At 63.6% G+C, this 22,348-nt stretch carries 24 protein-coding genes; 16 read left to right on the plus strand and 8 right to left on the minus strand.

Translation table 11 applies throughout. The annotated features are described in order from the left end of the window. Positions 1–50 precede the first annotated feature (50 nt). From NL532_RS21880 to NL532_RS21890, 3 genes are all read right to left on the minus strand, one after another. On the minus strand, positions 51–1,484 hold the full coding sequence (locus tag NL532_RS21880) for an aldehyde dehydrogenase family protein (protein WP_023705799.1): 1,434 nt from the start codon (positions 1,482–1,484) through the stop codon (positions 51–53). A 116-nt stretch (positions 1,485–1,600) separates the two neighbouring features. After that, positions 1,601–1,984, minus strand: coding sequence for an ACT domain-containing protein (locus NL532_RS21885; protein ID WP_023705798.1), 384 nt, complete (start codon positions 1,982–1,984; stop codon positions 1,601–1,603). A 13-nt stretch (positions 1,985–1,997) separates the two neighbouring features. After that, a complete protein-coding gene (locus tag NL532_RS21890; RefSeq protein WP_023705797.1) occupies positions 1,998–2,468 on the minus strand; it encodes a GNAT family N-acetyltransferase in 471 nt (156 codons plus the stop codon). A 394-nt stretch (positions 2,469–2,862) separates the two neighbouring features. Here NL532_RS21890 and NL532_RS21895 point away from each other — a divergent pair, with 394 nt between their 5' ends. Continuing rightward, a complete protein-coding gene (locus tag NL532_RS21895) occupies positions 2,863–3,897 on the plus strand; it encodes a YeiH family protein (protein WP_502882009.1) in 1,035 nt (344 codons plus the stop codon). On the opposite strand, the gene msrC is transcribed toward NL532_RS21895, so the two are convergent. Then, positions 3,894–4,391: a free L-methionine (R)-S-oxide reductase MsrC gene (gene msrC / locus NL532_RS21900; RefSeq protein WP_023730524.1), complete on the minus strand. Its 498-nt coding sequence runs from the start codon at positions 4,389–4,391 to the stop codon at positions 3,894–3,896. The two genes, NL532_RS21895 and msrC, sit on opposite strands and share 4 nt — an antisense overlap. Before the next feature lie 183 nt (positions 4,392–4,574). On the opposite strand from msrC, the gene NL532_RS21905 reads away from it, so the two are divergent. The 7 genes from NL532_RS21905 to NL532_RS21935 all read left to right on the plus strand — a co-directional run bounded on the left by NL532_RS21905 (position 4,575) and on the right by NL532_RS21935 (position 12,126). Next, the gene (locus NL532_RS21905) at positions 4,575–5,471 is read left to right on the plus strand and encodes a GlxA family transcriptional regulator (RefSeq protein ID WP_245270335.1); all 897 of its coding nucleotides are present in this window, start codon (positions 4,575–4,577) and stop codon (positions 5,469–5,471) included. 324 nt (positions 5,472–5,795) lie between these two features. Continuing rightward, positions 5,796–7,100 carry a M24 family metallopeptidase gene (locus tag NL532_RS21910; RefSeq protein ID WP_023672543.1) on the plus strand — a complete coding sequence of 435 codons (1,305 nt, stop codon included), beginning with the start codon at positions 5,796–5,798 and terminating at the stop codon, positions 7,098–7,100. A 336-nt stretch (positions 7,101–7,436) separates the two neighbouring features. Next, entirely contained in the window at positions 7,437–8,114 is a 678-nt protein-coding gene (locus tag NL532_RS21915) for an isochorismatase family protein (protein ID WP_023829532.1), read from the plus strand. Between the two features lie 3 nt (positions 8,115–8,117). Further along, positions 8,118–9,176, plus strand: coding sequence for an alpha/beta hydrolase (locus tag NL532_RS21920; RefSeq protein WP_286487459.1), 1,059 nt, complete (start codon positions 8,118–8,120; stop codon positions 9,174–9,176). A 272-nt stretch (positions 9,177–9,448) separates the two neighbouring features. After that, positions 9,449–11,089, plus strand: coding sequence for an ABC transporter substrate-binding protein (locus NL532_RS21925; RefSeq protein ID WP_023829530.1), 1,641 nt, complete (start codon positions 9,449–9,451; stop codon positions 11,087–11,089). A gap of 173 nt (positions 11,090–11,262) precedes the next feature. Further along, on the plus strand, positions 11,263–11,667 hold the full coding sequence (locus NL532_RS21930) for a hypothetical protein (protein WP_023705790.1): 405 nt from the start codon (positions 11,263–11,265) through the stop codon (positions 11,665–11,667). A gap of 66 nt (positions 11,668–11,733) precedes the next feature. Then, the gene (locus NL532_RS21935) at positions 11,734–12,126 is read left to right on the plus strand and encodes a tetratricopeptide repeat protein (protein WP_023694387.1); all 393 of its coding nucleotides are present in this window, start codon (positions 11,734–11,736) and stop codon (positions 12,124–12,126) included. Here the strand turns inward: NL532_RS21935 and NL532_RS21940 are convergent. The 3 genes from NL532_RS21940 to NL532_RS21950 all read right to left on the minus strand — a co-directional run bounded on the left by NL532_RS21940 (position 12,123) and on the right by NL532_RS21950 (position 13,926). Further along, positions 12,123–12,635 (minus strand): hypothetical protein, encoded by a 513-nt coding sequence (locus NL532_RS21940; RefSeq protein WP_050587714.1) that lies wholly within the window; start codon positions 12,633–12,635, stop codon positions 12,123–12,125. The genes NL532_RS21935 and NL532_RS21940 overlap by 4 nt on opposite strands. 2 nt (positions 12,636–12,637) lie before the next feature. Then, entirely contained in the window at positions 12,638–12,991 is a 354-nt protein-coding gene (locus tag NL532_RS21945; protein ID WP_023694389.1) for a hypothetical protein, read from the minus strand. A 77-nt stretch (positions 12,992–13,068) separates the two neighbouring features. Beyond that, on the minus strand, positions 13,069–13,926 hold the full coding sequence (locus NL532_RS21950; protein ID WP_023694390.1) for a hypothetical protein: 858 nt from the start codon (positions 13,924–13,926) through the stop codon (positions 13,069–13,071). 143 nt (positions 13,927–14,069) lie between these two features. On the opposite strand from NL532_RS21950, the gene NL532_RS21955 reads away from it, so the two are divergent. From NL532_RS21955 to NL532_RS21985, 7 genes are read left to right on the plus strand one after another with little or no spacing between them, the layout of a single operon-like run. After that, positions 14,070–14,702 (plus strand): DUF4129 domain-containing protein, encoded by a 633-nt coding sequence (locus NL532_RS21955; protein WP_023829529.1) that lies wholly within the window; start codon positions 14,070–14,072, stop codon positions 14,700–14,702. Continuing rightward, on the plus strand, positions 14,699–15,907 hold the full coding sequence (locus NL532_RS21960) for a hypothetical protein (protein WP_023829528.1): 1,209 nt from the start codon (positions 14,699–14,701) through the stop codon (positions 15,905–15,907). Before NL532_RS21955 ends, NL532_RS21960 begins: the two co-directional genes overlap by 4 nt. Continuing rightward, a complete protein-coding gene (locus NL532_RS21965) occupies positions 15,894–16,850 on the plus strand; it encodes an AAA family ATPase (protein WP_023747705.1) in 957 nt (318 codons plus the stop codon). The genes NL532_RS21960 and NL532_RS21965 overlap by 14 nt, the downstream gene beginning before the upstream one ends. Beyond that, positions 16,847–18,157 (plus strand): DUF58 domain-containing protein, encoded by a 1,311-nt coding sequence (locus tag NL532_RS21970; RefSeq protein WP_023829527.1) that lies wholly within the window; start codon positions 16,847–16,849, stop codon positions 18,155–18,157. Before NL532_RS21965 ends, NL532_RS21970 begins: the two co-directional genes overlap by 4 nt. Next, entirely contained in the window at positions 18,154–19,173 is a 1,020-nt protein-coding gene (locus NL532_RS21975; RefSeq protein ID WP_023829526.1) for a stage II sporulation protein M, read from the plus strand. Before NL532_RS21970 ends, NL532_RS21975 begins: the two co-directional genes overlap by 4 nt. Next, on the plus strand, positions 19,160–20,026 hold the full coding sequence (locus NL532_RS21980; RefSeq protein WP_023742734.1) for an RDD family protein: 867 nt from the start codon (positions 19,160–19,162) through the stop codon (positions 20,024–20,026). Before NL532_RS21975 ends, NL532_RS21980 begins: the two co-directional genes overlap by 14 nt. Before the next feature lie 14 nt (positions 20,027–20,040). After that, the gene (locus NL532_RS21985) at positions 20,041–20,388 is read left to right on the plus strand and encodes a hypothetical protein (RefSeq protein ID WP_023829525.1); all 348 of its coding nucleotides are present in this window, start codon (positions 20,041–20,043) and stop codon (positions 20,386–20,388) included. 35 nt (positions 20,389–20,423) lie between these two features. Here the strand turns inward: NL532_RS21985 and NL532_RS21990 are convergent, their stop codons facing one another. Beyond that, complete coding sequence (locus NL532_RS21990) at positions 20,424–21,110, minus strand: D-lyxose/D-mannose family sugar isomerase (RefSeq protein WP_023829524.1); 687 nt, start codon at positions 21,108–21,110, stop codon at positions 20,424–20,426. A 143-nt stretch (positions 21,111–21,253) separates the two neighbouring features. On the opposite strand from NL532_RS21990, the gene NL532_RS21995 reads away from it, so the two are divergent. Beyond that, the gene (locus NL532_RS21995; RefSeq protein ID WP_023829523.1) at positions 21,254–22,312 is read left to right on the plus strand and encodes a D-TA family PLP-dependent enzyme; all 1,059 of its coding nucleotides are present in this window, start codon (positions 21,254–21,256) and stop codon (positions 22,310–22,312) included. The last annotated feature ends 36 nt before the right edge of the window (positions 22,313–22,348 follow it).

Below are 22,348 nucleotides of genomic sequence, written 5' to 3' on the forward strand. Positions count from 1 at the left end.
AGAGCTGAAGCCTCGGGACCGGCTGGTTGCCGGTCCCCAAGGGGTAGCCCCTACTCCGCTGCCTTATACCCCGCGATGCCCTTGATCTCGAGGAAATCCTCCAGCCCGTATTCGGCGTATTCGCGGCCGTTGCCGGATTGCTTGTAGCCGCCGAATGGCAGGCCGGCGTCCCATTGCGGATAGTTGATGTAGACAGTGCCGGTGCGCATGCGGGCGGCGACTTCGCGGGCCTTCTCGATATCCTTGGCCTGGATGTAGGACGCCAGCCCATAGACAGTGTCGTTGGCGGTGCCGATCGCCTCTTCCACTGTGTCGTAAGGCATGATCGCCAGCACCGGCCCGAAGATTTCCTCGCGCGCGATGCGCATGTCTGATGTGACGTCGGCGAACACGGTGGGGCGGACATAGTAGCCGCGGTTGAGCTCGGCCGGACGCCCCGGTCCACCCGCGACCAGCGTGGCGCCTTCATCTATGCCGGCCTGGATCAGGTCCTGGATCTTGTCGAACTGGATCTGGCTGACCACCGGGCCGAGCTTGGTGCCGGCCGCATCGGCCGGGCCGACGGTCAATTTTTCGGCCGCCGTCTTGGCGTAGCCGGTCGCCTCGTCATGGCGGTCGCGCGGCACGAACATGCGGGTCGGCGCGTTGCAGGACTGGCCCGAGTTGCTGAAGCAGCCGGCGACGCCCTTGCTGACGGCCTTTTCGAGATCGACATCGGGAAACAGGATGTTGGCCGACTTGCCGCCGAGTTCCTGATGCACGCGCTTGACCGTGTCGGCGGCCGCCTTGGCGACCAGGATGCCGGCGCGGGTCGACCCGGTGAACGACATCATGTCGACATCGGGATGGCTGGACAGCGCCTGGCCGACGCCCGGGCCGTCGCCGTTGACGAGGTTGAAGACGCCCTTGGGAACGCCTGCCTCGTCGATGATTTCGGCAAAGATGATGGCGTCGAGCGGGGCGATTTCCGAGGGCTTCAGAACCATGGTGCAGCCGGCGGCAAGGGCGGGGCCGACCTTGCAGGTGATCTGGTTCAGCGGCCAGTTCCACGGCGTGATCAGGCCGACGACCCCGATCGGCTCCTTGACGATCAGCGACGAGCCCTTGACGTGGCGGAATTCGAACGACTTCAGCACCTCGGCCATCTTCCGCAGATGTGCCAGGCCAATGCCGACCTGGCTGTCTAGTGCCATCTGGCGCGGCGCGCCCATCTCGCGCGATACGGCCAGCGCCAGATCGGCGCTGCGCTTCTTGTAGACCTCGATTATGCGGTTGAGGATATCGAGGCGCTCCTCGACCGAAGTGAAGCCGAATGTCTCGAAGGCGCGCTTGGCGGCCGCAACCGCCTTGTCGACATCGGCCTTTGAGCCGAGCGAAATCTGCGCGAAAGCATCTTCGTTTGACGGGTCGATGACGTCGAGTGTGCTGGGCACGACAGGATCGACCCACACGCCGTCGATATAGAACTGCAGATTGTGTGACACGGGCTTCTCCTCGGGGGATTTCTGAATTGATGGGGGCGATCGCCAGATCGTCGTATCGGGGATAACGATGGGGCAAGAGCGATGTCAAACGCAAGGGCGGGCGATTGAGCCTACGGCTACAGAAGCGTGTGCCCCGCCGCGACCAGAAGCCCCCTTGCCGCGGCTTCATCCTTGGCTTTGACGAGCAGATGGTCACCATCGAAGGTGGATACCAGAAAAATGCCGAGTTCGCTTTCCGACAATGGCTTTATCACCGACAGGACGATGCCGGTTTCGTCGAAGGCAAAGGGACCTTGGAGTTTCAGGGCGACCCAGTCCCTGTCATGCTTCACCCCGTCCGGCACCCGATCCTGCAGGCAGACGACCGAAAGCTCGTCCTCTGTCCTGGTGATGCTGACGAAGCCCGGCCCGTCCGCCCAGCCGGGAATGCTGTCTTTTGCTTCGAGGCGCGAAACCGCATACCGCCCCGTGAGCGGCTTCAACCGGACCCTGACTGCCATCCGATCCTCCCTGTTATCGGCCATCACCCAGTTTCTTGCTCATATAGACCGTCATGCCGTTCATGAACGGCTCCTCCCGGTCGATCGTATAGCCATGCCGTTTGTACAACAACACATTGGCCATGAAGGCGCCGTTGGTCAGCAGGCGCAGCTCGAAGCAGCTGGCCTCCAGCGCCTTCTGCTCCGCCCGTTCCAGCAACAGCCGGCCGATGCCCCTGCCCTGCGCCTGTGGCGCGACGCAGACATTCTCGATCCAGAGATGATCGTCGGCCAGGATGGTCTCGATCATGCCGACGATGCGGCCATTTTCGATGGCGAGATCGAACGGATGTTCGGCGACCGCCTTGTCATAGTCGGCGCGCATCGGCAGCGGCTCGCGGCCGATCAGAGGCACCCATTTGGCATAGGCGGCACGCACAATGTCCCTGATGGCGGCAGCGTCCGCCGGTTGGGCCGGCCGAAACAGGATGGAAGAATTGGACATGGCAAAGGCTCCAGACATGAAAACCCCGCCGGCAGACATCGCGGGCGGGGCTGGAACGAACGAACCGATTTAGTGTGCCGGTCTTTGTCGTCGCGCCTTGCCGCTCCGCACTGTGCAGAGGCGACGTCGCTGGGCGATGGCGAGCGAGAAAATGGACATGACGCCACGCTGGAGTGCAAGACGCAGAGCGTCAAGCTGCATAACCGAGCCAGTCATTATGTTTGCATGGCACAGGCAAGATTGAAGGCATTGCCGACCGTTCGCAAAGATCGATCATTCCAATAAGAACAATTCGTTGGAAAGATCGATTCTGGAATGACATTCTCCTGAGGTACTTGCCTGGAGAATTGCATTGTCTTCCGCCGCCCAGCTAGCGAACGATATTCCGATCAGCATGATTTCCGCCGATCTGGCCGTGGGCCGGAAGCGGCTCGATTCCGTGTGGAATGGCGTCATCCCCGGGATCGTGCTGGTGGCGATGATTACGGGGGTGGCCTTCTCGGCCCATAATGTCTCCGGCTTCGCGCTGTTCAGCCCGATGATCCTCGCCGTCGTCGCCGGCATGATCTATTCCAACGTGCTCGGCACGCCCGCCCACGCCAAGGCCGGCATTGCATTCTCGCAGAAGCGCCTGCTGCGCTTTGCCATCGTGCTGCTCGGCTTTCAGCTGACGCTCGGCCAGGTCGTCTCCATCGGCGCCGGCGGCGTCGGCATCGTGGCGCTGACCCTTGGAGCGACCTTCGTCTTCACCATTACGCTTGGCCGGCTGATCGGCGTCGACGCCAAGCTGGCGCAGCTGATTGCCGCCGGCACCTCGATCTGCGGCGCTTCGGCGATCGTTGCCACCAACATCGTCACCGATGCGCGCGACGAGGACGTCACTTATGCCGTCGCCTCGATCACGCTGTTCGGCACCGTCGCCATGCTCGGCCTTCCGCTGCTGGCGCCGGTGCTCGGCCTCGACCAGCACGCATTCGGCCTGTGGGCCGGCGCCTCGATCCACGAGGTGGCACAGGTCATCGGCGCCGGCTTCCAGAACGGCGCCCAGTCCGGCGAGATCGCCACCGTCGCCAAGCTGACCCGCGTCGCCCTGCTGGCGCCGATGGTCATCGCGCTCGGCCTGATGGCGCGCCGCAAGAGCAATGGCGATCGCCCAAGCGACCAATCCGGTGCGCGGCCGCCGATGCCGTGGTTCGTCGCCGCTTTCATCGCCGTCGTGGCGCTGAACAGCCTGGTTGCCGTGCCGGCCGAAGTGAAGTCGGCCATGGCGTTCGCTACCACCATCATGCTGACCATGGGGCTCGCCGCCATGGGTCTGCAGGCCAACATTTCGCAACTGCGCTCGCGCGGCCTTCGCCCGCTGGCGCTCGCCTTCTGCGCCTTCCTGTTCATCGGCGGCTTCAGCCTGATGCTGGTGAAGTTCGCTTAGTCCTCGAACGAACTCGCCGCGACATAGATCGCGGCAAGCGCCTCGATGCCGGCCTGGTCGTCCTTGTCGAAGCGGCCGGGCGTCGGGCTGTCGAGGTCGATCAGGCCGAAGACGCCGTCACTGTCCCTCAGCAGCACGACGAGTTCCGAGCGCGAGTCGGCGTCGCAGGCGATGTGGCCGGCAAACTCGTGCACATCCTTGACCAGCATCGACATTTCGAGATCGATCGCGGTGCCGCACACGCCCTTGCCGACGGCGATGCGCACGCAGGCCGGCTTGCCCTGGAACGGTCCAAGCACCAGCTCCTCGTCCGACGCCAGGAAATAGAAGCCGGCCCAGTTGAGATCGGGCACCATCTGGAAGATCAGCGCCGATGTGTTGGCGGCGTTAGCGACGGAGTCGCTCTCGCCTTCCAGCAGCGCCTTCAACTGGGTGGCCAGTTCGCGGTAGAAGGCCGGCTTGTCGGTGCTGTCGATGGTCTGGGCCGCAAACATGGCGTCGTCTCCATTGCCGGCGGGCCAAAAAGCCCGTTACATTTCCTGTCTGCCACCAATGACGCTCCCAGGAAATACACAATTGTGAATACCGACCGTGCCAGCCAAACACACGACCGGGCGCAACCCGCAGCGAGCGAAGGTCCCCTCACCTTCGCCGTTCTGGTCTTTCCCGGCTTTCCGATGATGGCGTTCAGTTCGGTGATCGAGCCATTGCGCGCCGCCAACGTGCTGGCCAAGCGCGAATGCTATCGCTGGGTGATCGTCGGCGCCGACCAGGGCACGGTCGAGGCATCCAATGGGGTTGTCATACAACCGGGATTCTCAGCGTTCGGCGCGCCGAAGGTCGATCGCATCGTCGTCTGCTCGGGCGGCAATGCGGACCTGCTTGTCGCCGACGATGCGGTTGCCTGGATGCGCAAGAGCCTGCGCGCCGGCGCTCACATAGGCGCGGTGGCCGACGCCGCCTTCTTCCTCGCCAGGGCCGGCCTGCTCGACGGCCATGCCTGCACCTTGCACTGGACCAGCCAGGCGGCATTCACCGAGGCCTTCCCGGATATCGAGCTCCGGCGCGATCTCTACGTCATCGACCGCAAGCGCTTCACCTCGGCCGGTGGCGTCGGCAGCCTCGACATGATGCTGGAGATCATCACCAACGATTATGGCGGCGAGCTCGCGGCGGGCGTTGCCGAATGGTTCGTGCACAGCCCCTTGCGTTCGAGCGTCGACCGCAAGCTGATGCCGCTCAGGCTGCGCACCGGCGTCCAGAACGAACTGGTGCTGTCGGCCATCGCCATCATGGAGGATGCGGTCGAGGAGCGGCTTGGCATGACGGAATTGGCGGCAAGGCTCGGCGTCTCCTCCGACAAGTTGGAGCGCAATTTCCGCGCCCAGCTCAGCATTTCGCCCAATGGATATTACCGGCGGCTCCGGCTGCGGCGCGCCGCCGACCTGTTGGCCCATTCGACGCTGATGGTGCGAGACGTGGCGCTGGCCTGCGGCTTCGCGTCCATGTCAAGTTTTGCCCGAGCGTTTCGCGAGGAGCATGGGCACGCGCCGAAGGCGATGCGGCGGCATTAGAGGGCGCTGCGCGCTAACGCGGTGAGATGCTGGCGGGACAGCGCCCCCCTCTGTCCTGCCGGACATCTCCCCCACACGGGGGAGATCAGATGTCGCCTCGGCTTTCGCCAATCACCAACGTTGCAGGGCGAGCGGGACGCGAAAGCTGCTAATCTCCCTCCTTGTGGGGGAGATGTCCGGCAGGACAGAGGGGGGCGCGAAGGATCGCAGCATTGCCCTTTGTATCCATGCCCTTCTTGCGGCATTTCGCACGACATCTGCGGATTCTCGCACAGACATTTTTCGGCGCATGGCTATGGTCTAGCCCTTCAGGAGGCGCACCCAATGAGCATCGTCGTTTTCGACCCCGACAGCACCGAGGATGTGGATTTCAAGGACCGCATGCGCCACCCGGTCGCGGCTGACTCCGCCGGCGGCATGTGGCTGTCGGACACCGAGCCGTCCTTCATCGATGCCGACGCCTTGCGCAAAGGGCGGCTGGCGAAACTGCGCGGCTGGATGCGCGAGGCGGGCTATGGGGGCGTCGTTTTGTTCGACCCCTACAACCAGCGCTACGCAACCGGCTCGCGCAACATGTTCGGCTATTTCCTGCGCAACTCGACGCGGTATTTCTTCATCCCGACCGACGGGCCGATCGTGCTGTTCGAGTACCCGCAGAGCTACCATGTCTCGATGGTGCTCGACACGATCGACGAGGCGCGGCCGTCCAAGCTGGTGTGGTCTTCGGTGTCGGGCCGTGACGACGAAACCGCTGGTCCCTTCGCCGACGAGATCGCCGAGCTTTTGACGAAGCACGGCGGCGGCTCGATGAAGCTCGGGCTCGACCGCTGCAGCCATTTGCAGGCGCTGGCGCTGGAAAAGCGCGGCTGCGACGTCAGGGATTGCCAGGGCGAAATCCTGGGGGTGCGGGCGGTCAAGACGCCCGAGGAAGTCAAATGCCTGCAGGTGTCGATGGCCGGCGCGGAAGCCGCCGTCTACGCCGTGCGCGAGGCGATCAAGCCCGGCGTCTCCGAAAACGATCTGTTCGCCATCATGTATGGCGAGGTGATCCGCCAGGGCGGCGAGTTCATCGAGACGAGGCTGCTCACCTCGGGACAGCGCACCAATCCCTGGTTCAACGAGGCCAGCGGCCGCAAGATCCGGCCGGGCGAGCTTCTGGCGCTCGATACGGACACGATCGGCTGCTATGGCTATTATTCCGATTTTTCGCGCACCTTCCGCTGCGGGCCGGGCAAGCCGACCGGCTATCAGAAATCGCTTTACCGCATGGCACACGACCAGGTTCAGCACAACATTTCGATCGTCAGGCCGGGCATGGCTTTTCGCGAGATCGCCGAAAAGGCGTGGAAAATCCCGGACCGCTTCGTCGACCAGCGCTATACCTCGGTGATGCACGGCGTCGGCATGCATGGCGAGACGCCGTTCATAGCGCACGCCATGGACTATGAAACCTACGGCCGCGACGGTGTTGTCGTGCCCGGCATGGTGGTGAGCGTGGAAAGCTATATCGGCGAGAAAGGCGGCCGCGAGGGCGTCAAGCTGGAGGACGAGATCCTGATCACCGACACCGGCACCGAGCTTCTGTCGCGCTTTCCCTACGAGGATGAGTTTCTGGAGAAGCAGGTTTGATCGCAGCGTCCCTCACTAACGTCAGCGCGGTATCGCAAACCTTCGGGAATAGTCGCGGCAGCTATGCCTTCGTCATCCTAGGGCGAAGCAAGGAGCGCAGCGACGCGGCGCAGACTCTAGGATCCATGCCGGGACTCATCCGCGCCGCAACGGTGCAAGTTCTGCTCCGCCGCACTCTCCGACCAGCGTCATGCATGGATCCTCGGGTCTCCGCGACGGAGCTTCGCTCCTGCTTCGCCCGTGGATGACGAAGGTGGGGAGGCACCGGCCAATCACCACTGTTGGCGCCACTTCGCTGAACGGAATAGCGTTGGTCGCGAACCAAGGCCTATCCGCATGAAAAGCCCCATCTCGATCAAACGCGGCACGGTCGCCGCGGCGTTCATCGACCTCCAGGAAGAGCATCGGCAGGACAAGCGCTATCTGGTCGAAGGTTTTGGCGAGGTGCTTGCCAACGTCCAGCGCCTGCAGGCGGCGGCGCGGCGCAACTTCGTGCCGCTGTATCACTGGGCCTATATCGTCGATACCGCCAAGGCGCGGCCGTTCCATCCGCTCGATGCCGACGGCAAGTCGGCTTTTTCCGACAAGAGCGATCCGCTGACGGAAATCTGCCCGGAAGTGGCGGCCGCGGCCGGCGAGACGATGCTGGTCAAGACGCAGGCCAGCGCCTTCGGCGCCGGGCCAGCCGCAACCGAACTCAAGGCGCGCGGCATCGAATGGCTGATCGTCGCCGGCGTCTGGACCGAGGCCTGCATCGACGCCACCGTGAAGGACGCGGTCGCATCCGGCTTTCGCGTGCTTCTGGTCAAGGATGCCTGCGGTAGCGGCAGTGCCGCCATGCACCAGACCGCCATCCTCAACCTTGCCAACCGGCTCTATGGCGGCGCCGTCACCAACACGATAGACGCGTGCCGGCTGATGGCGGGCGACACCATCGATGCATGGCAGGTCGAAGGCTCGGTACCGCTGCGCTTCACGTTTGAAAACGCCGAACGGCTCTACGGCGAGCTCTGACAGATGGGCACGGTCCACAAGCTCAAGACCGCCAGGCGGGGGAAATACGCCACCCTGCTCGATCCGGCGCTGTGGGAGTATATCGACCTGGTCAATGACTGGTTCCCGCCAGAAATCGCCGAACTTCCGATCGCCGAGCAAAGGTCGGTCTATGATGCGATGTGCCGCGCCTTCCATCAGGGTTATCCCAAAGGGGTTTCGGCCAGCGGCGGCATCATCGCCGCAGATGCAGGGCACGCCATCCCGATCCGCTACTATCGGATGGCGGGCAAGCCCGTGCGCGCCGTCATCGTCTACTATCATGGCGGCGGCTTTGTGCTTGGCGGGCTCGACAGCCATGACGACATCTGCGCCGAGATCTGCGCCGGCACCGGTTTCGACGTTGTCTCGGCCGACTACCGGTTGGCGCCGGAGCATCCGCACCCGGCCGCCTTCGACGACGCGCTGACCGTGTTCGAATGGGCGGCGGTGACAACGGACCTGCCGATCGTGCTTGTCGGCGAAAGCGCCGGCGGCAACCTTGCCGCCGCGGTCGCGCACGCCTCGCGCCGCCACCTGCGCCGGGCGGCCGGCCAGGTGCTGATCTATCCCGGCCTCGGCGGCGACGAGAGTGCCGGCTCCTATGTCGAACATGCCAAGGCGCCGCTGCTGACGCTGCGCGACATCGCGTTCTACCGCACCATTCGCGCTGCCCCGGCACAGTCGCCCGACGACCCGACTTTTTCTCCGCTGAAAGACAATGACTTCTCCGGCCTGCCGCCGACTGTCATCATCACCGCCCAGTGCGATCCGCTGTCATCGGACGGCGAGACCTATCGCGACCGCATCGTTGCGGCAGGCGGCCGCGCCTGGTGGTATGAGGAGCCCCGCCTCGTGCACAGTTTTCTGCGCGCCCGCAAAAATGTTCCGCGCGCCGGCGAGGCGTTCGTGTGCACGCTTGCAGCCATCGCCGCCGTCGCCGTGCTCGGCAAGAACGACGAAGCGCTGATCTCCCCCCTGGTGGGGGAGATGGCCGGCAGGCCAGAGGGGGGCGCGAAGGATCGCGGCCCTTCAATATTCTAAATCAACGCAACGATTATCTGCGATGATACTCCAGTCGGCAGACGGGATGGCGGGACAGCGCCCCCCTCTGTCCTGCCGGACATCTCCCCCACAACAAGGGGGGAGATTGTCTGCACTCCCACTGCGGAGTGGCGCACAAGAATTGCGGAAAAGAGAACATTTCCCGGGGTCGGCCCGCTTTATCATCACCTGCTCAGGCAACGGCGCCCGATGATCGCATCCGCCCCAGCGGAGGCGGACCGTCGGGGCGCCCAACAAAAGAGGGAACGACGATGAAATTCATGCTGACCGACCGTAATTTGCACCCGCAGGCGAAGCCCGTTGCCGATGATTTCACAAAGGGCGGTGTCAACCGCCGCGAATATCTCGCCATCATGGCCGGCTTTGGCGTCAGTGCCGCCGGCGCGCTGGCGCTGGGCGGCCTTTCCCCTTCGCCTGCCCGGGCCGAAGAGCCGAAACGCGGCGGCACCTTGCGCGTCGCCATGAACGTCAAGGGCTTCAAGGATCCACGTACTTTCGACGGCGTCGAAATGTCCAATGTAGCGCGCCATTGCAACGAATATCTGGTGCGCTGGAACCGCGACTTCACCTTCGAGCCGTGGCTGCTCGAAAGCTGGGAAACCAGCGACGACGCCAAGACGCTGACGCTGCATGTGCGCAAGGGCATCGCCTGGTCGAATGGCGACGCCTTCAACGCCGATGACGTCATCCACAATCTCAACCGCTGGTGCGACGCTTCCGTCCCCGGCAATTCGGTCGCCGCGCGCATGGGCGCGCTGGTCAATGCCGACACCAAGAAGCCGGTCGATGGCGGCATCGAGAAGGTCGACGATTTCACCGTAAAGCTCAATCTGCCGAAACCCGACATTTCGCTGATTGCAGGGATGGCCGACTATCCCGCGCTGATCATGCACCGCTCCTATGAGGGCGGCGACGATCCGATGAAGGCGCTCGCAATCACCACCGGCCCTTGCGAACTGGTCAGCTGGAATGCCGAGACCAGTGCTGAGGTGAAGCGCAAGGACAAGCCCTGGTGGAAGGGCGACTTCTACCTCGACGGCATCAAATGGGTCGATTACGGCTCCGACCCCAACGCGATGCTGTCGGCGTTCGAATCCGGCGAGATCGACACCGACCATGAGACCGCGTCCGACGCCGTGTCGCAGACCGAACAGATGGGCTTGTTGAATTCCGAGATCGCCACCGGCTCGACCATCGTTGCCCGCTTCAATGTCGGCAACGCGCCTTATGACGACGTCAAGGTGCGCCGCGCCGCCCAGCTTGCGGTCGACAATTCGGCCGTGCTGGCGCTCGGCCTCGGCGGCCGCGGGAAGCCTGCCGACAATCACCATGTCGGCCCGATGCACCCGGAATTTGCCGATATCGGCCCGGCCAAGCGCGACACGGAACAGGCCAAGAAATTGCTCGCCGAGGCCGGCAAGACGGACCACGAATTCGAGCTGATCTCGGTCGACGTCGAATGGCAAAAGAGCACCGGCGATGCGATCGCCGCGCAGATGCGTGAGGCCGGCCTGAAGATCAAGCGAACCGTGCTGCCCGCCGCGACCTTCTGGAACGACTGGAGCAAATACCCCTTCTCCACAACCGAATGGCTGGGCCGCCCGCTCGGCGTCCAGGTGTTGGCGCTCGCCTACAAATCGGGCGCCGCCTGGAACGAAAGCGCCTATGCCGACAAGGAATTCGACACGCTTCTCGACAAGGCGCTGGCAACGCCGGACGCCGCCCAGCGCAAGGAGATCATGGCCAGGATCGAGCAGAATCTGCGCGATGCCGGCATCATCATCCAGCCCTACTGGCGGTCGGTCTACCGCACCTATCGCAAGGGCGTGCAAGGCTGCGAACAGCACCAGTCGCTCGAGCAGCATTTTGAAAAGGTGTGGCTGGAGGGGTGATCCTTCGGGGACGCCGCATACCGGCTGGCACCTGAGCGGTATGTCGCTCAGGTAGATACCTGCAGCGCACTCCGAGCATTTACGACGGTGTCTGTCTTGACGCGGCGATCGTGGATCGGTCTGGTGTGTCGACGAGGCGCCGCTGTGGGCTCGCGTCATTCCGGAGAATACACATGCGCGCCCGTTGGGCTTTCATTCTTGCACCCATTATTCCGGCGATCCTGCCCGGCTACAATTGGCATGCGAACCACCCTGAGACGGGGCCATTGTCGGGCTTCATCTTCGTAACCCTTGTTTTCTATGTTGTGGAGGCGATGGTAGGAATTCCGGCCTTCTATGTCCTCACCCGACGGCGCTGGCAGTTTTTTTGGGTATACGTCGTCGTTGGCTTTCTGGCAGTTTTTGTTCCAGCGTTTGTCTTCGGCCTCATTAAGTGGAGTCCTCCATTGGGAATCGGCGGAGTTCTCTATGCATGCTCCTTCATAGGGATACTCGGTGGCGCTACAGGGCTGATCTTCTGGCTTTTGGTGCGCCCAGACAAGGACCCTGTCGAACAGATTGCTTCGCACTTTACCTAGGTCAGCACCCCAAGATTGAGTTCAAGGCCTGATAGACTTTGGCCGCGATATTTTGCACGAGAACGCATGGACCACTTCGACCTCGGCACCTATCGCCGTCCAATCTCCACCGCCTCGGCCGAGACGCAGCGCTGGTTCGATATCGGGCTGAACTGGTGCTACGGCTTCAACCATGAGGAAGGCATAAAGTGCTTCGAGAAGGCGCTGGCGACAGATCCTGATTGCGCCTTCGTGCATTGGGGCATCGCCTATGCCGCCGGGCCTTTTTACAACCTCACCTGGAACGAGCACGGCAAGGACGAGCAGACCGTGCGGCCAAACGCTGCTTCGACCATGTCCAGCTCGCGCGCGATGTGGCGATCACCTCGTCGTGCCTGTGTCGGACGAGCGCGGAGGCGGGCCAAGCTGTTGTCACTGAAATCCCGCCGCCCGACCAGCCGAGTCGGCTTCGCCTTCTAAGAGAAAATCTCCGCCAGTTCGTCTACGCTGGTGCCTTCCCTAACCTGGCGCAGTTCAACATAGGCGGCCGCAATGGCCACCGATGCCACCGTGGACACGACCGTCACGATAAGGACGCTTCCGAAAGCGCCGAAAATCAGGGCGACCGTCGAGAGGCCGCTGAAGAAAGCGAAAATCAGGCCGATCAGCAGGGCAAACATCATCTGGAAGGCAAGCGCCGCCAAAAACAGGATCAGCAAGACACCGAACATCGGCCAGCGGCTGCCCTTGGTCAGAGCACGGCTGCGCGACATCGCGCCAAACACGCCAAGCCGCTCCTGCATCAGCACCGGCACGGAAACCGATATGCCGAGCAGCCACCTGACGCCGGCAACGAGCAACACCACGAAGGCAATGATCGCTCCGAAGATCGGCACCAACATTCCGGCGATGCCCATCACGATGAGGCCAAGGATCATGGCCAAAAAGACAATCAGCCCCACCCCCAGCGTCGGCAATATGCTGCGCAAGGCTATCTGGATGCAGTAGCGATCACCGGGCGCTTGCCGTTCAGGTCCTCTATCGTCGCTTGCACCAGCGAGGACTGGAACAACAGCGCGCAAACGAAATAGATCAGGCTTAAAACGAGCGATAAGAACGAGCTGCTCATAATGACCCACTTCGCGCCGAGTGGAGGTGTGGCGATGTAGCCGTTGGGGCCGCCATTCCAGTGGTTCGACAGATTGAGCGCAACTGCTGGGAGGACCAGGAAAAGCGCCGCCAAAGCAATCATCAGACCGGGATTGCGGTCGATCACGGCGAAGGTGTTGTTGAAAACCCTGCCGATCTGGAACTTCTCAAGCCGCGCCGCCGCCGTCGATGCCACGATTACCCCTTCCGGCCCGAGCTAGATCCCGGCCAATCGCGCCAACATGACTGGCTGTTCTCGGGCCAAAACCTTCGTTACGAGAATATCTGCGCCAGTTCGTCGACGCTGGTGCCTTCCTTGACCTGGCGCAGCTCGACATAGGTGACGGCAATCGCCACCGAAATCACCGCCGAAACGATTGTCGACAGCAGGCTGCTTCCGATGGCGGCGGCAATGAGTCCGGTCGTGCTGATCCCGCCGCTCGCAATAGCAGCCTGAAACAGCAAGGTGAAAACCACTTGTAGCCCTATCGCAACAATGCCGAGGACCAGAAACAGCGCGAATATCCGCCAGCGGCTTCCCTTCGTCAGCGCCCTGCTTCGCGAAATCGAGGCGAAGACGCCAGGCCTTTCCTGAACTGCGACGGGCACAGCCACCGATATGCTGATCAGCCACATGGCTATGGGGATGAGCGACAGAAGTGCAATCACACCGCCGACGATGGGGATGGCCATGGTGATGACCGTTAATATCATCGCCACCAGAAACATTGCCACGATGATCACAAGACCAATTCCGAGCGTGGGGAGGAAGCTGCGCAGGGCTATCTGAATGCAATCGCCAATCGACGGGCGCTTGCCGTTCAAATCTTCGATTGTCGCTCGTACCAGCGCCGCCTGCGCCAGAAAGGCCAAGATCAGGAGCACCAGGCCGGCAATCATCGAAACGGCACCATAGCCCGCCATCGCCGATTGCTCGAAGCTCGCCCCAGGTACTGCTATCTTTGCAATCTGACTAAAGCTCCAGATGTTGTACAGCAGCGCAGGCAGCGTCGAAAAAAGGCCGACGATGGCGGCAAGTGGGACGAAGCTGCGTCCGATTACCGAAAACGTATTGCTGAAAGCCCTGCCGACGCTGAACCGTTCCGGCCGCTCGCTCGCGATTGACGTCATGTTACATTCCCCCGACTAATGGATACCCGAAATCAGAAAGTATAAATCACCGATATTGATACTTGCGGTTGCCGCCGCTTGCAATTGCCTTGGCGTATTGCCAGTGTCGGCTCGCGAACCGCAGGTTGCAGGGGGGCGAGAAGGTGACTGCTGCACAGCCGGACGCTGCGCAAGCCGAATGGCTGGCCAAACTGCACAAGCAGTTGCTGTCGGACGATTCGATCCAGTTCGACCTGCCGGCCTTCAGGCCGCCGGAGACGCCGGAGTGGCTGAAGCCGCTGGGCGAGTTCCTCAAGTGGCTCGGCCCCTATATGATCTACCTGTTCTGGGGAGCGGTGATCACAGGTGCCGCCATCATCCTCATGCTGATTTTCCTTGAGGTGAAAGGCGTCGCCTGGCGCCTGCCCTGGTGGCGCAAAAAGAGCGTGACCGAGGCGGAAGCGACATGGCACCCCGACGTTGGCGCCGCGCAGGTCCTGCTGTCGGAAGCCGATGCGCTCGCCGCCCGGGGCGAGTATGACGAGGCGGTGCATCTCCTGCTGCGCCGCAGCGTTGCCGACATTGCCGGCCGCCTGCCCGACTTCCTGCGCCCGTCGCTGACCGCGCGCGATATCGCGGGAGCGGCGTCGCTGCCAACGCGGGCGCGTGGCGCCTTTACCCAGATCGCGCACATCGTCGAGGCCGCTCTGTTCGCGCGCCGGCCGGTCGGGCCCGAGGGCTGGCAGGAGGCGCGCAGCGCCTATGAGCGATTCGTCTTCAGGGATGCCTGGATGTGAGTGACACGACAGCCGACATCGCCCAGCAGGAACCGTTCAGCCGCAGGACGGTGTTCTGGGGCATTTTCGCCAGCCTGCTCGCGGCGGCGGGCTTCTTCCTTTTGTCGACCTATGCCCCCGATTTTCGCCAGCCGAGCGTCGGTGGCGCAACGCCGCTGTCGAAGAGCGGCATCGGCTATGCCGGCCTGGCGAAATGGCTGGAGCTGACCGGCGAAGCGCCCGATATGGCGCGGTCCGACAGCGATCTCCAGATCGACACAAACCTCCTGATCGTCACGATTTCGCCCGACAGCGACCCGGATGCGCTTGCCAACATCGTCAAGCTTCGCAAGGGCCTGGATACGCTGTTCGTGCTGCCCAAATGGGCGACCTTGCCGCTGTTCGAGCACGAGGGGTGGGAGATGAAGATCCAGCGGCTGCCGGACGTCGTGGTCAACGACTGGCTCGCCCGGATCGCCAAGGCCAAGCTCGGCGAAGGTGAGACCACGGTCAAGCAACTCGACGTCTCAGGGCAAATGGTCAGCGTTCCCGACCAGCTGCAATGGGTGGCCGACGAACACCCGCTGATTGCCGCCGGCAACGGTAAGGCCGTGCTGACCGAGGTCGAAGACGAGCGGTTCTACATTCTGACGGACCCCGATCTCATCAATAACGCCGGCTTGAAAGATCCCGACAAGGCGGCGGCGGCGCTCAAGCTGATCGAGCTCCTGCAGCCCGAAGAGGGTGCTGTCATGTTCGACCTGACGCTGCATGGCGTCGGGCGAAAATACGATCTCGCCAAGCTTCTGGTCGAGCCGCCCTTCCTGGCGCTGACGCTGACCATCCTGGCGGCGGCGGCACTTGCCTTCCTGCATGGCCTTGGCCGGTTCGGGCCGCCACGGGCCGATCAGCGCGCCATCGCCTTCGGCAAACGCGCGCTGGTCGACACCACGGCGATGCTGTTGCGCCGCGCCGGCCGGCTGGAGGAACTGGGCGACCGCTATGGAACCCTGGCGCGGGTGCGCGCCGGCGCGCTGCTCGGCGCGCCGCACGGTTTGCAGGGCGAAGCGCTCGACCGCTGGCTCGATTCCCGCGATAAGGACGAAGCCGGCGGGTTCACGACCCGCCTGCAAGCTGCGAACGCGGCAAAGACCCTGACACAAATGCATGATGCAGCCGAAAAGCTGCACGACTGGACGGCAAGGAGGCTCGGTGAACGTCGATGATGTGAAGGCCCTGGCGACACAGATCAGGGAAGAGGTGGCCAAGGCCATCACCGGGCAACACGATACGGTCGATCTGATGCTCACGGCATTGTTCGCCGGCGGGCATATATTGCTCGAAGGACCGCCGGGCACGGCCAAGACGATGACGGCGCGCTGCTTTGCCCACGCGCTGGGCGTCGCCTATGGCCGGATCCAGTTCACGCCCGACCTGATGCCCGGCGATATCGTCGGTTCCAACATCTACAATTTCCAGACCGGGCAGTTCACGCTGACGCGCGGCCCGATCTTCTGCGATCTGCTGCTCGCCGACGAAATCAACCGAACGCCGCCGAAGACCCAGGCAGCCCTGCTGGAGGCGATGCAGGAGCATGCCGTCACCTTCGACGGCACCACCCATGCGCTCGGCCCGAACTTCATGGTGGTCGCGACGCAGAACCCAATCGAGCACCAGGGCGTCTATCCCCTGCCCGAAGCCCAGCTCGACCGTTTCCTGTTCAAGCACCGGGTGAGCTACCCCGGCCCGGAAGAGGAAAAGGCGATCATCATCCACCATGGCGGCGGCACCGCCTCGCACGACATCAAGCAGTACGGCATCAAGGCCCAGGCCGACCGCAAGACGCTGGAGAAGGCGTTGGCGACCGTCGGCGAGGTTACGCTGGTCGACGACGTCGTGGACTATATCGCAAGGCTGGTGCGGGCCACGCGCGCCAGCCCCGATCTGGAAGTCGGTGCCAGCCCGCGTGCGGGCGCCATGTTGGCGAGAGCTGCACGGGCTCGGGCAGCGCTCGACGGGCGTGCCTATGTCATCCCCGACGACGTCAAGGCGCTTGCCGTGCCGGCGCTGCGCCATCGCGTTATCCTGTCGCCGGCGGCGCAGATCGACGGCCGCCTGGTCGAACAGATCGTGACCGACCTTGTAGACCAGACGGAAGCGCCACGTTGATTTATCCGAGCGGCCGGGCAGTCTGGGCAGGTGCGGCCGGTGCAATACCGGCCTTCCTGATCGCGCTCGCGCTGCCGTCGATGTGGTATCTCGGCCTGTTGTGGATCTGCGCGCTGCTTGCTTTCCTGGCCGTGGACGCGGCCGCCGGGCGCGGACGGGCTTCTCTGAACGCCAGCATCCACGCCCCGCCGCAGGTCAGCGTCGGCGGCCAGCTCACCGTCAATGTCACCGCCAGGCTCGGCGGACGGCCGCGCGCCGTGCAGGCGCGTCTTGGCCATGACGAGCGGCTGCAACCGCTGGGCGGCACCGGCGGCGCATCGACCGCCGAGGCCGGCAGCGCATCGCTCGATCTCAGATTTCAGGCGCTGCGGCGCGGCATTGCCAGGTTCGATCGCCTGTGGGTGCGCTGGCGCGGGCCGTTCGGGCTGGTCTGGAACCAGGTGGTGCTGCCGATGGACGGCAAGGTGGCGGTGCTGCCCAACGTCAGCAGCGCCCGCGACGAGGCGATCACGCTTCTGCAGCGCCAGGCGCTGCCCGACGGACATGCGCAGCGCCGCGCCGGCCAAGGCCGCGAATTCGAGGCGCTCAAGGACTACCAGCCCGGCATGGGCCGGCGCATGATCGACTGGAAGCGCAGCGCCCGCCACGGCAGGCTTCTGGCGCGCGAATTCCGTATCGAGGAGAACAACAACATCGTGCTGGCCATCGATAGCGGCCGGCTGATGTGCGAGCCCGTCGACGGCGTGCCGAAGGTCGACCGCGCCGTCACCGCAGCCTTGCTGTCGGCGTTCATTGCGCTGAAGGGCGGCGACATGGTCTCCCTGTTCGGCTTCGACGCGCGGCCGCGCGTTTCCAGCGGCGCCGTGCGCGGCTCCGCCAGCTTCGCCATGATCCAGAAGCGGGCGGCGGAGATCGACTATTCCACCGAAGAGACCAATTTCACCCTGGCGCTGACGACGCTGGCGGCGCGGCTCGACCGGCGCTCGCTGGTGATCATCTTCACCGACTTCGTCGATCCGATCAGCGCCGAAGTGATGCTGCGCACCGTCGGCCGGCTCACCGAACGGCATCTGGTGCTGTTCATGATGATGAGGGATGTCGAACTGGAGACACTGGCCGACATGCCGCCGGACGCACCGGAGGATGTGGCGCGCTCCGTCGTCGCCGGCGGGCTGCTGCGCGAAAGGCAGGTCGTCATCGGCAGGCTCAGGCTGCTCGGCGCGCATGTCATCGAAGCCGACCATCAGAGGCTCGGGCCGGCGCTGGTCGAGCGCTATCTCGAGCTCAAGCGAGAGGATCTGTTGTGAACGCGCTGGTCGGCAAGGATGCGGTGCGCCAGTCGCTGGCGAGCTTCCGTTCGGAGCGCGAGGCCGACTGGAAGGCGTTCGAGGCGCTGCTTGCCCGGGTCGAGAAACGTGCGCCACGCACGCTATCGGAAGACGAACTGCTGTCGCTGCCGCTGCTCTACCGCTCGGCGCTGTCCTCGCTTTCGGTGGCGCGGGCGACGTCGCTCGACAATGCGCTGGTCAGCTATCTCGAAGCGCTTTGCCTGCGCGGCTACTTCTACCTCTATGGCGCACGTCGCGGCTTGCGGCAGCGCATAGGCGACTTCTTCCTGCATGACTGGCCGCATGCCATTCGGGATTTGTGGCGCGAGACCTTGCTGTCGGTCGTCCTGACCTTTGTCGGCGCCGGCGCCGGCTACTGGCTGGTGGCCAAAGACAAGGGCTGGTTCGACGCCATCATTCCGCCGAGCCTGGCCGGCGGGCGCAACCCGGACGCCTCAGTCGAAGTCCTGCGACAGGTGCTTTATGACGGCGCCGACAGCAATTTCCTGTCGGGCTTCGCCGCCTATCTGTTCACGCACAATGTCCAGGTGGCGATCCTGGCCTTCGCGCTGGGCTTTGCCTTCGCGGTGCCGAGCGTGCTCTTGATCCTGATGAATGGCTGCCTGCTTGGCGCGATGTTCCAGATCTACGTCGCCAAGGGGCTTTGGCTGGAGCTGGGCGGATGGCTGTCCATCCATGGCACCACCGAGATGTTCGCGATCGCCTTGGCGGGCGCCGCCGGCATGCGCATCGGCACGCGCATCGCCTTCCCCGGCGAACTGACGCGGATGACGGCTGCTGCCGATGCCGGGCGCGTGGCCGCAACCACCATGGTCGGGGTGACGATCATGCTTTTGTTTGCCGGCCTGCTCGAAGGCATCGGCAGGCAGGTGATCACCAGCGACGTGACACGCTATGCCATTGGCGGCGTCATGCTGACGCTGTGGCTTTGCTATTTCTATGTGTTCAGGGTGGTGCGGCATGGCGACCGCTAGGCGCGCTGCCGTCTCGACGATACGGCCGCTGATCACGCCGGAAGGGGTCGATCTCCGGATCAAGCTCGCCGATGCCGGCACCCGCGCCGCCGCCTTCCTGCTCGACTTTGTCATCATCATCGTCACGGCGATCGTGATCTCGATCGTTGCACTGTTCGGGCTGGCCGGCCTCAAAGGCGAAGGCGCGCAGCCGCTGTTCATCGTCTGGATCATCCTGATCTTCTTCCTGCGCAACGCCTATTTCATCGTCTTCGAAGCCGGCCGCCGCGCCGCCACGCCCGGCAAACGGATGCTCGGCATCCGGGTGGCGTCGCGCAGCGGCGCCGGCCTTTCGGTCGATCAGGTCATCGCCCGCAACCTGATGCGCGAGATCGAGATCTTCCTGCCGCTGTCGATCATCCTCGGCCGCAGCGAGATGGGGCTCGCCGACACGCTGACGACGATCTTCGGACTGGTGTGGACGCTGCTGTTTGCGCTCTTCCCGCTGTTCAACCGCGACCGCATGCGCATCGGCGACCTTTTGGCCGGAACGTGGGTTGTCGAGGCGCCGAAACTGGCGCTGGTCGAAGACCTGTCGCAACGCCAGGACACCACCACCCGCGCATTCCGCTTCACCCAGGCGCAGCTCGATGCCTATGGCATCGCCGAACTGCACAAGCTGGAGGAAGTGCTGCGCCGCGACGACTATTTCGCGCTGAAAGCCGTGGCCGAGACGATCGGGCGCAAGATCGGCATGACGATCGAGCCGGTCGATTCCAGGGCTTTCCTAACCGCCTATTATGGCGAGCTGCGGGCTCAACTCGAGCGCAAGCTTCTGCTGGGAACACGCAAGGCGGATAAATATCAGCGCTAGATCGGAGTTCCGGGATGCCGGTTCGCGTCAGCGAAGCAGAAGAAGCCAGGATTGAACGCGCCATTCAGGCCGCGATCTCGGGATCCTGGAACGAATTCGTCAAGCTCACGGATGCACCATTTTCTAACGATGCATCGATGATGGAGCAATTCGCAGACTCCTCCCACCGGCTTCGGGAAGTCGGTGGGAATTGGAAAATGAGCTCAGGCGTAGGCATCGCACCTGAGGGGACCCGTCTGATCACAGCGAGGATCGAAGCGCCACCGACCGTCGATATCGTTCTTTGCCTGCACAGTACGAGCTACAAGGACGACAGCACGATTAGCATTTGGACATTCCATCAGCAGTTGAACTGGGACTGACCATCTGGCACCTGGGGCGGTGACCGTACCGTCGCCTACCCCACCCACTTCTCATAGTCGGACACCAAAAGGTGCACCGGGGCAACGTCCTCTTCGATGTTGGAGAAGCGGCCGATCGGCTCGCGGAAGACGTTGTCGGTGAGGTCGTCATTGACGGTCGAGACCTCGCCGATCAGCACATCCTTGCCCTCGGCCCAGAAGGCGTGCCAGACGCCGGGCATCAGCGTGACGCTCTGGCCCGGGTCGAGCTTCAGCAGCCCGCCCGCCGGCAGCCTGTGGATGGTGCCATCAACCGGCACCGAGACTTCGGCCTTCGGATCGATGCCACCGTCGCGGTCGTGCATGAACAGTTCGAGCACCAGCTTGCCGCCGCCGCGGTTGATGATGTCCTCGGCCTTGATGTTGTGGCGATGCATGGGTGACAACTGATCCTTGCGCGAGATCATGATCTTCTCGGCATAGAGCATGCCCATGCCCTTCTTCATGTCGGCATAGACGCCGTTGCGCACGGTGAACAAGAACAGGCCGAGTTCGTCGAATTTCTCCTGGCCGTAGTCGGTGATGTCCCAGCCGAGCCGCGAGGTGAAAATGGCGGCGGAGTCAGCCTTGCGCGCCTTCATCTCTTCCGGCGACCAGTATGCGAAGGGCGGCATGATGTAGCCGAACGAGCGGATAAAGGCGTCGGCATCGCGGATGATGTCGTTGACGGTGGAGCGTTTCATGGTCGTGATCCCTTGGCGTCGCGTTCCTGCCTAAAGCGCATAGCCGAACAGCGTTGCGGTGTCGACGCAAACTGCAAGCTGGCCCCATGACATCCGGGCCGATCGGGGCCATAAGTCCAGCCAAATTTCCCAAGGTGACATTCATGCAAGGCATAGACGACCTCGATACGCCGGCGATCCTGATCGATGCGGCCCGCGCCGAAGCCAACATCGCACGAGCGCAGGCGCATGCCGACCGCCACGGGCTGAAGCTCAGGCCGCACATCAAGACGCACAAGCTGCCTTATTGGGCAAAGAAGCAGGTGGCGGCGGGTGCCGTCGGCATCACCTGCCAGAAGATCGGCGAAGCCGAGGTGATGGCCGATGCCGGGCTCTCCGATATTTTTCTGCCCTATAACATCCTGGGCCGCGCCAAGCTGGAGCGCCTCAAGGCGCTGCATGGCCGCGTAACGCTGTCGGTGACGGCCGACAGCCACGAAACGCTGCAAGGGCTCGCCGCCACCTTCATCGATGCCGGGCACCCCCTGCCCGTTCTGGTCGAATGCGACACCGGCATGGGCCGTTGCGGCGTGCAGAGCGCCGCCGAAGCGCTGGCACTGGCGAAGTTGATCGACCAAGCCAAGGGGCTCACCTTCGGCGGGCTGATGACCTACCCCGCGGCCGGCCGCGCCGCCGAGGCTGAATCGTGGCTGGCCGGCGCCAAACAAACGCTCGCGGCCTCGGGTCTCGCCTGTGAACGCATCTCCAGCGGCGGCACGCCTGACATGTGGCGCTCGGGCGAGGACAGCGTGGTGACCGAATACCGCCCCGGCACCTACATCTACCTCGACCGCTACCAGGTCGCCAAAGGCGTCGGCACGCTCGACGATTGTGCGCTGACGGTGCTCGCCACCGTGGTCAGCCATCCGACGCCGGCCCGCGCCATCCTGGACAGCGGCAGCAAGGCGCTGTCCAGCGACACGCTGGGGCTCGCCGATTTTGGCGAGCTGCTCGGCATGCCCGGCGCCCGCGTCACCAGCTTGAGCGAGGAACATGGCACGGTCACGCTTGGAAATGGTGCGAAGCTTCGCATTGGCGAGCGCGTGCGCGTGGTGCCTGATCATTGCTGCGTCGTGACCAACCTGTTCGACCAGGTGCATCTGATCGACGGTGACAAGGTGCTGGAAACGCTGAAGGTGGAAGCGCGTGGGCGGATGGGGTGAGGCTTTTCGTTTTGGAGGCTCGCCCTATTTCGACAT

The sequence above is a fragment of the Mesorhizobium sp. C120A genome (assembly GCF_030323105.1).
Classification (GTDB): domain Bacteria; phylum Pseudomonadota; class Alphaproteobacteria; order Rhizobiales; family Rhizobiaceae; genus Mesorhizobium.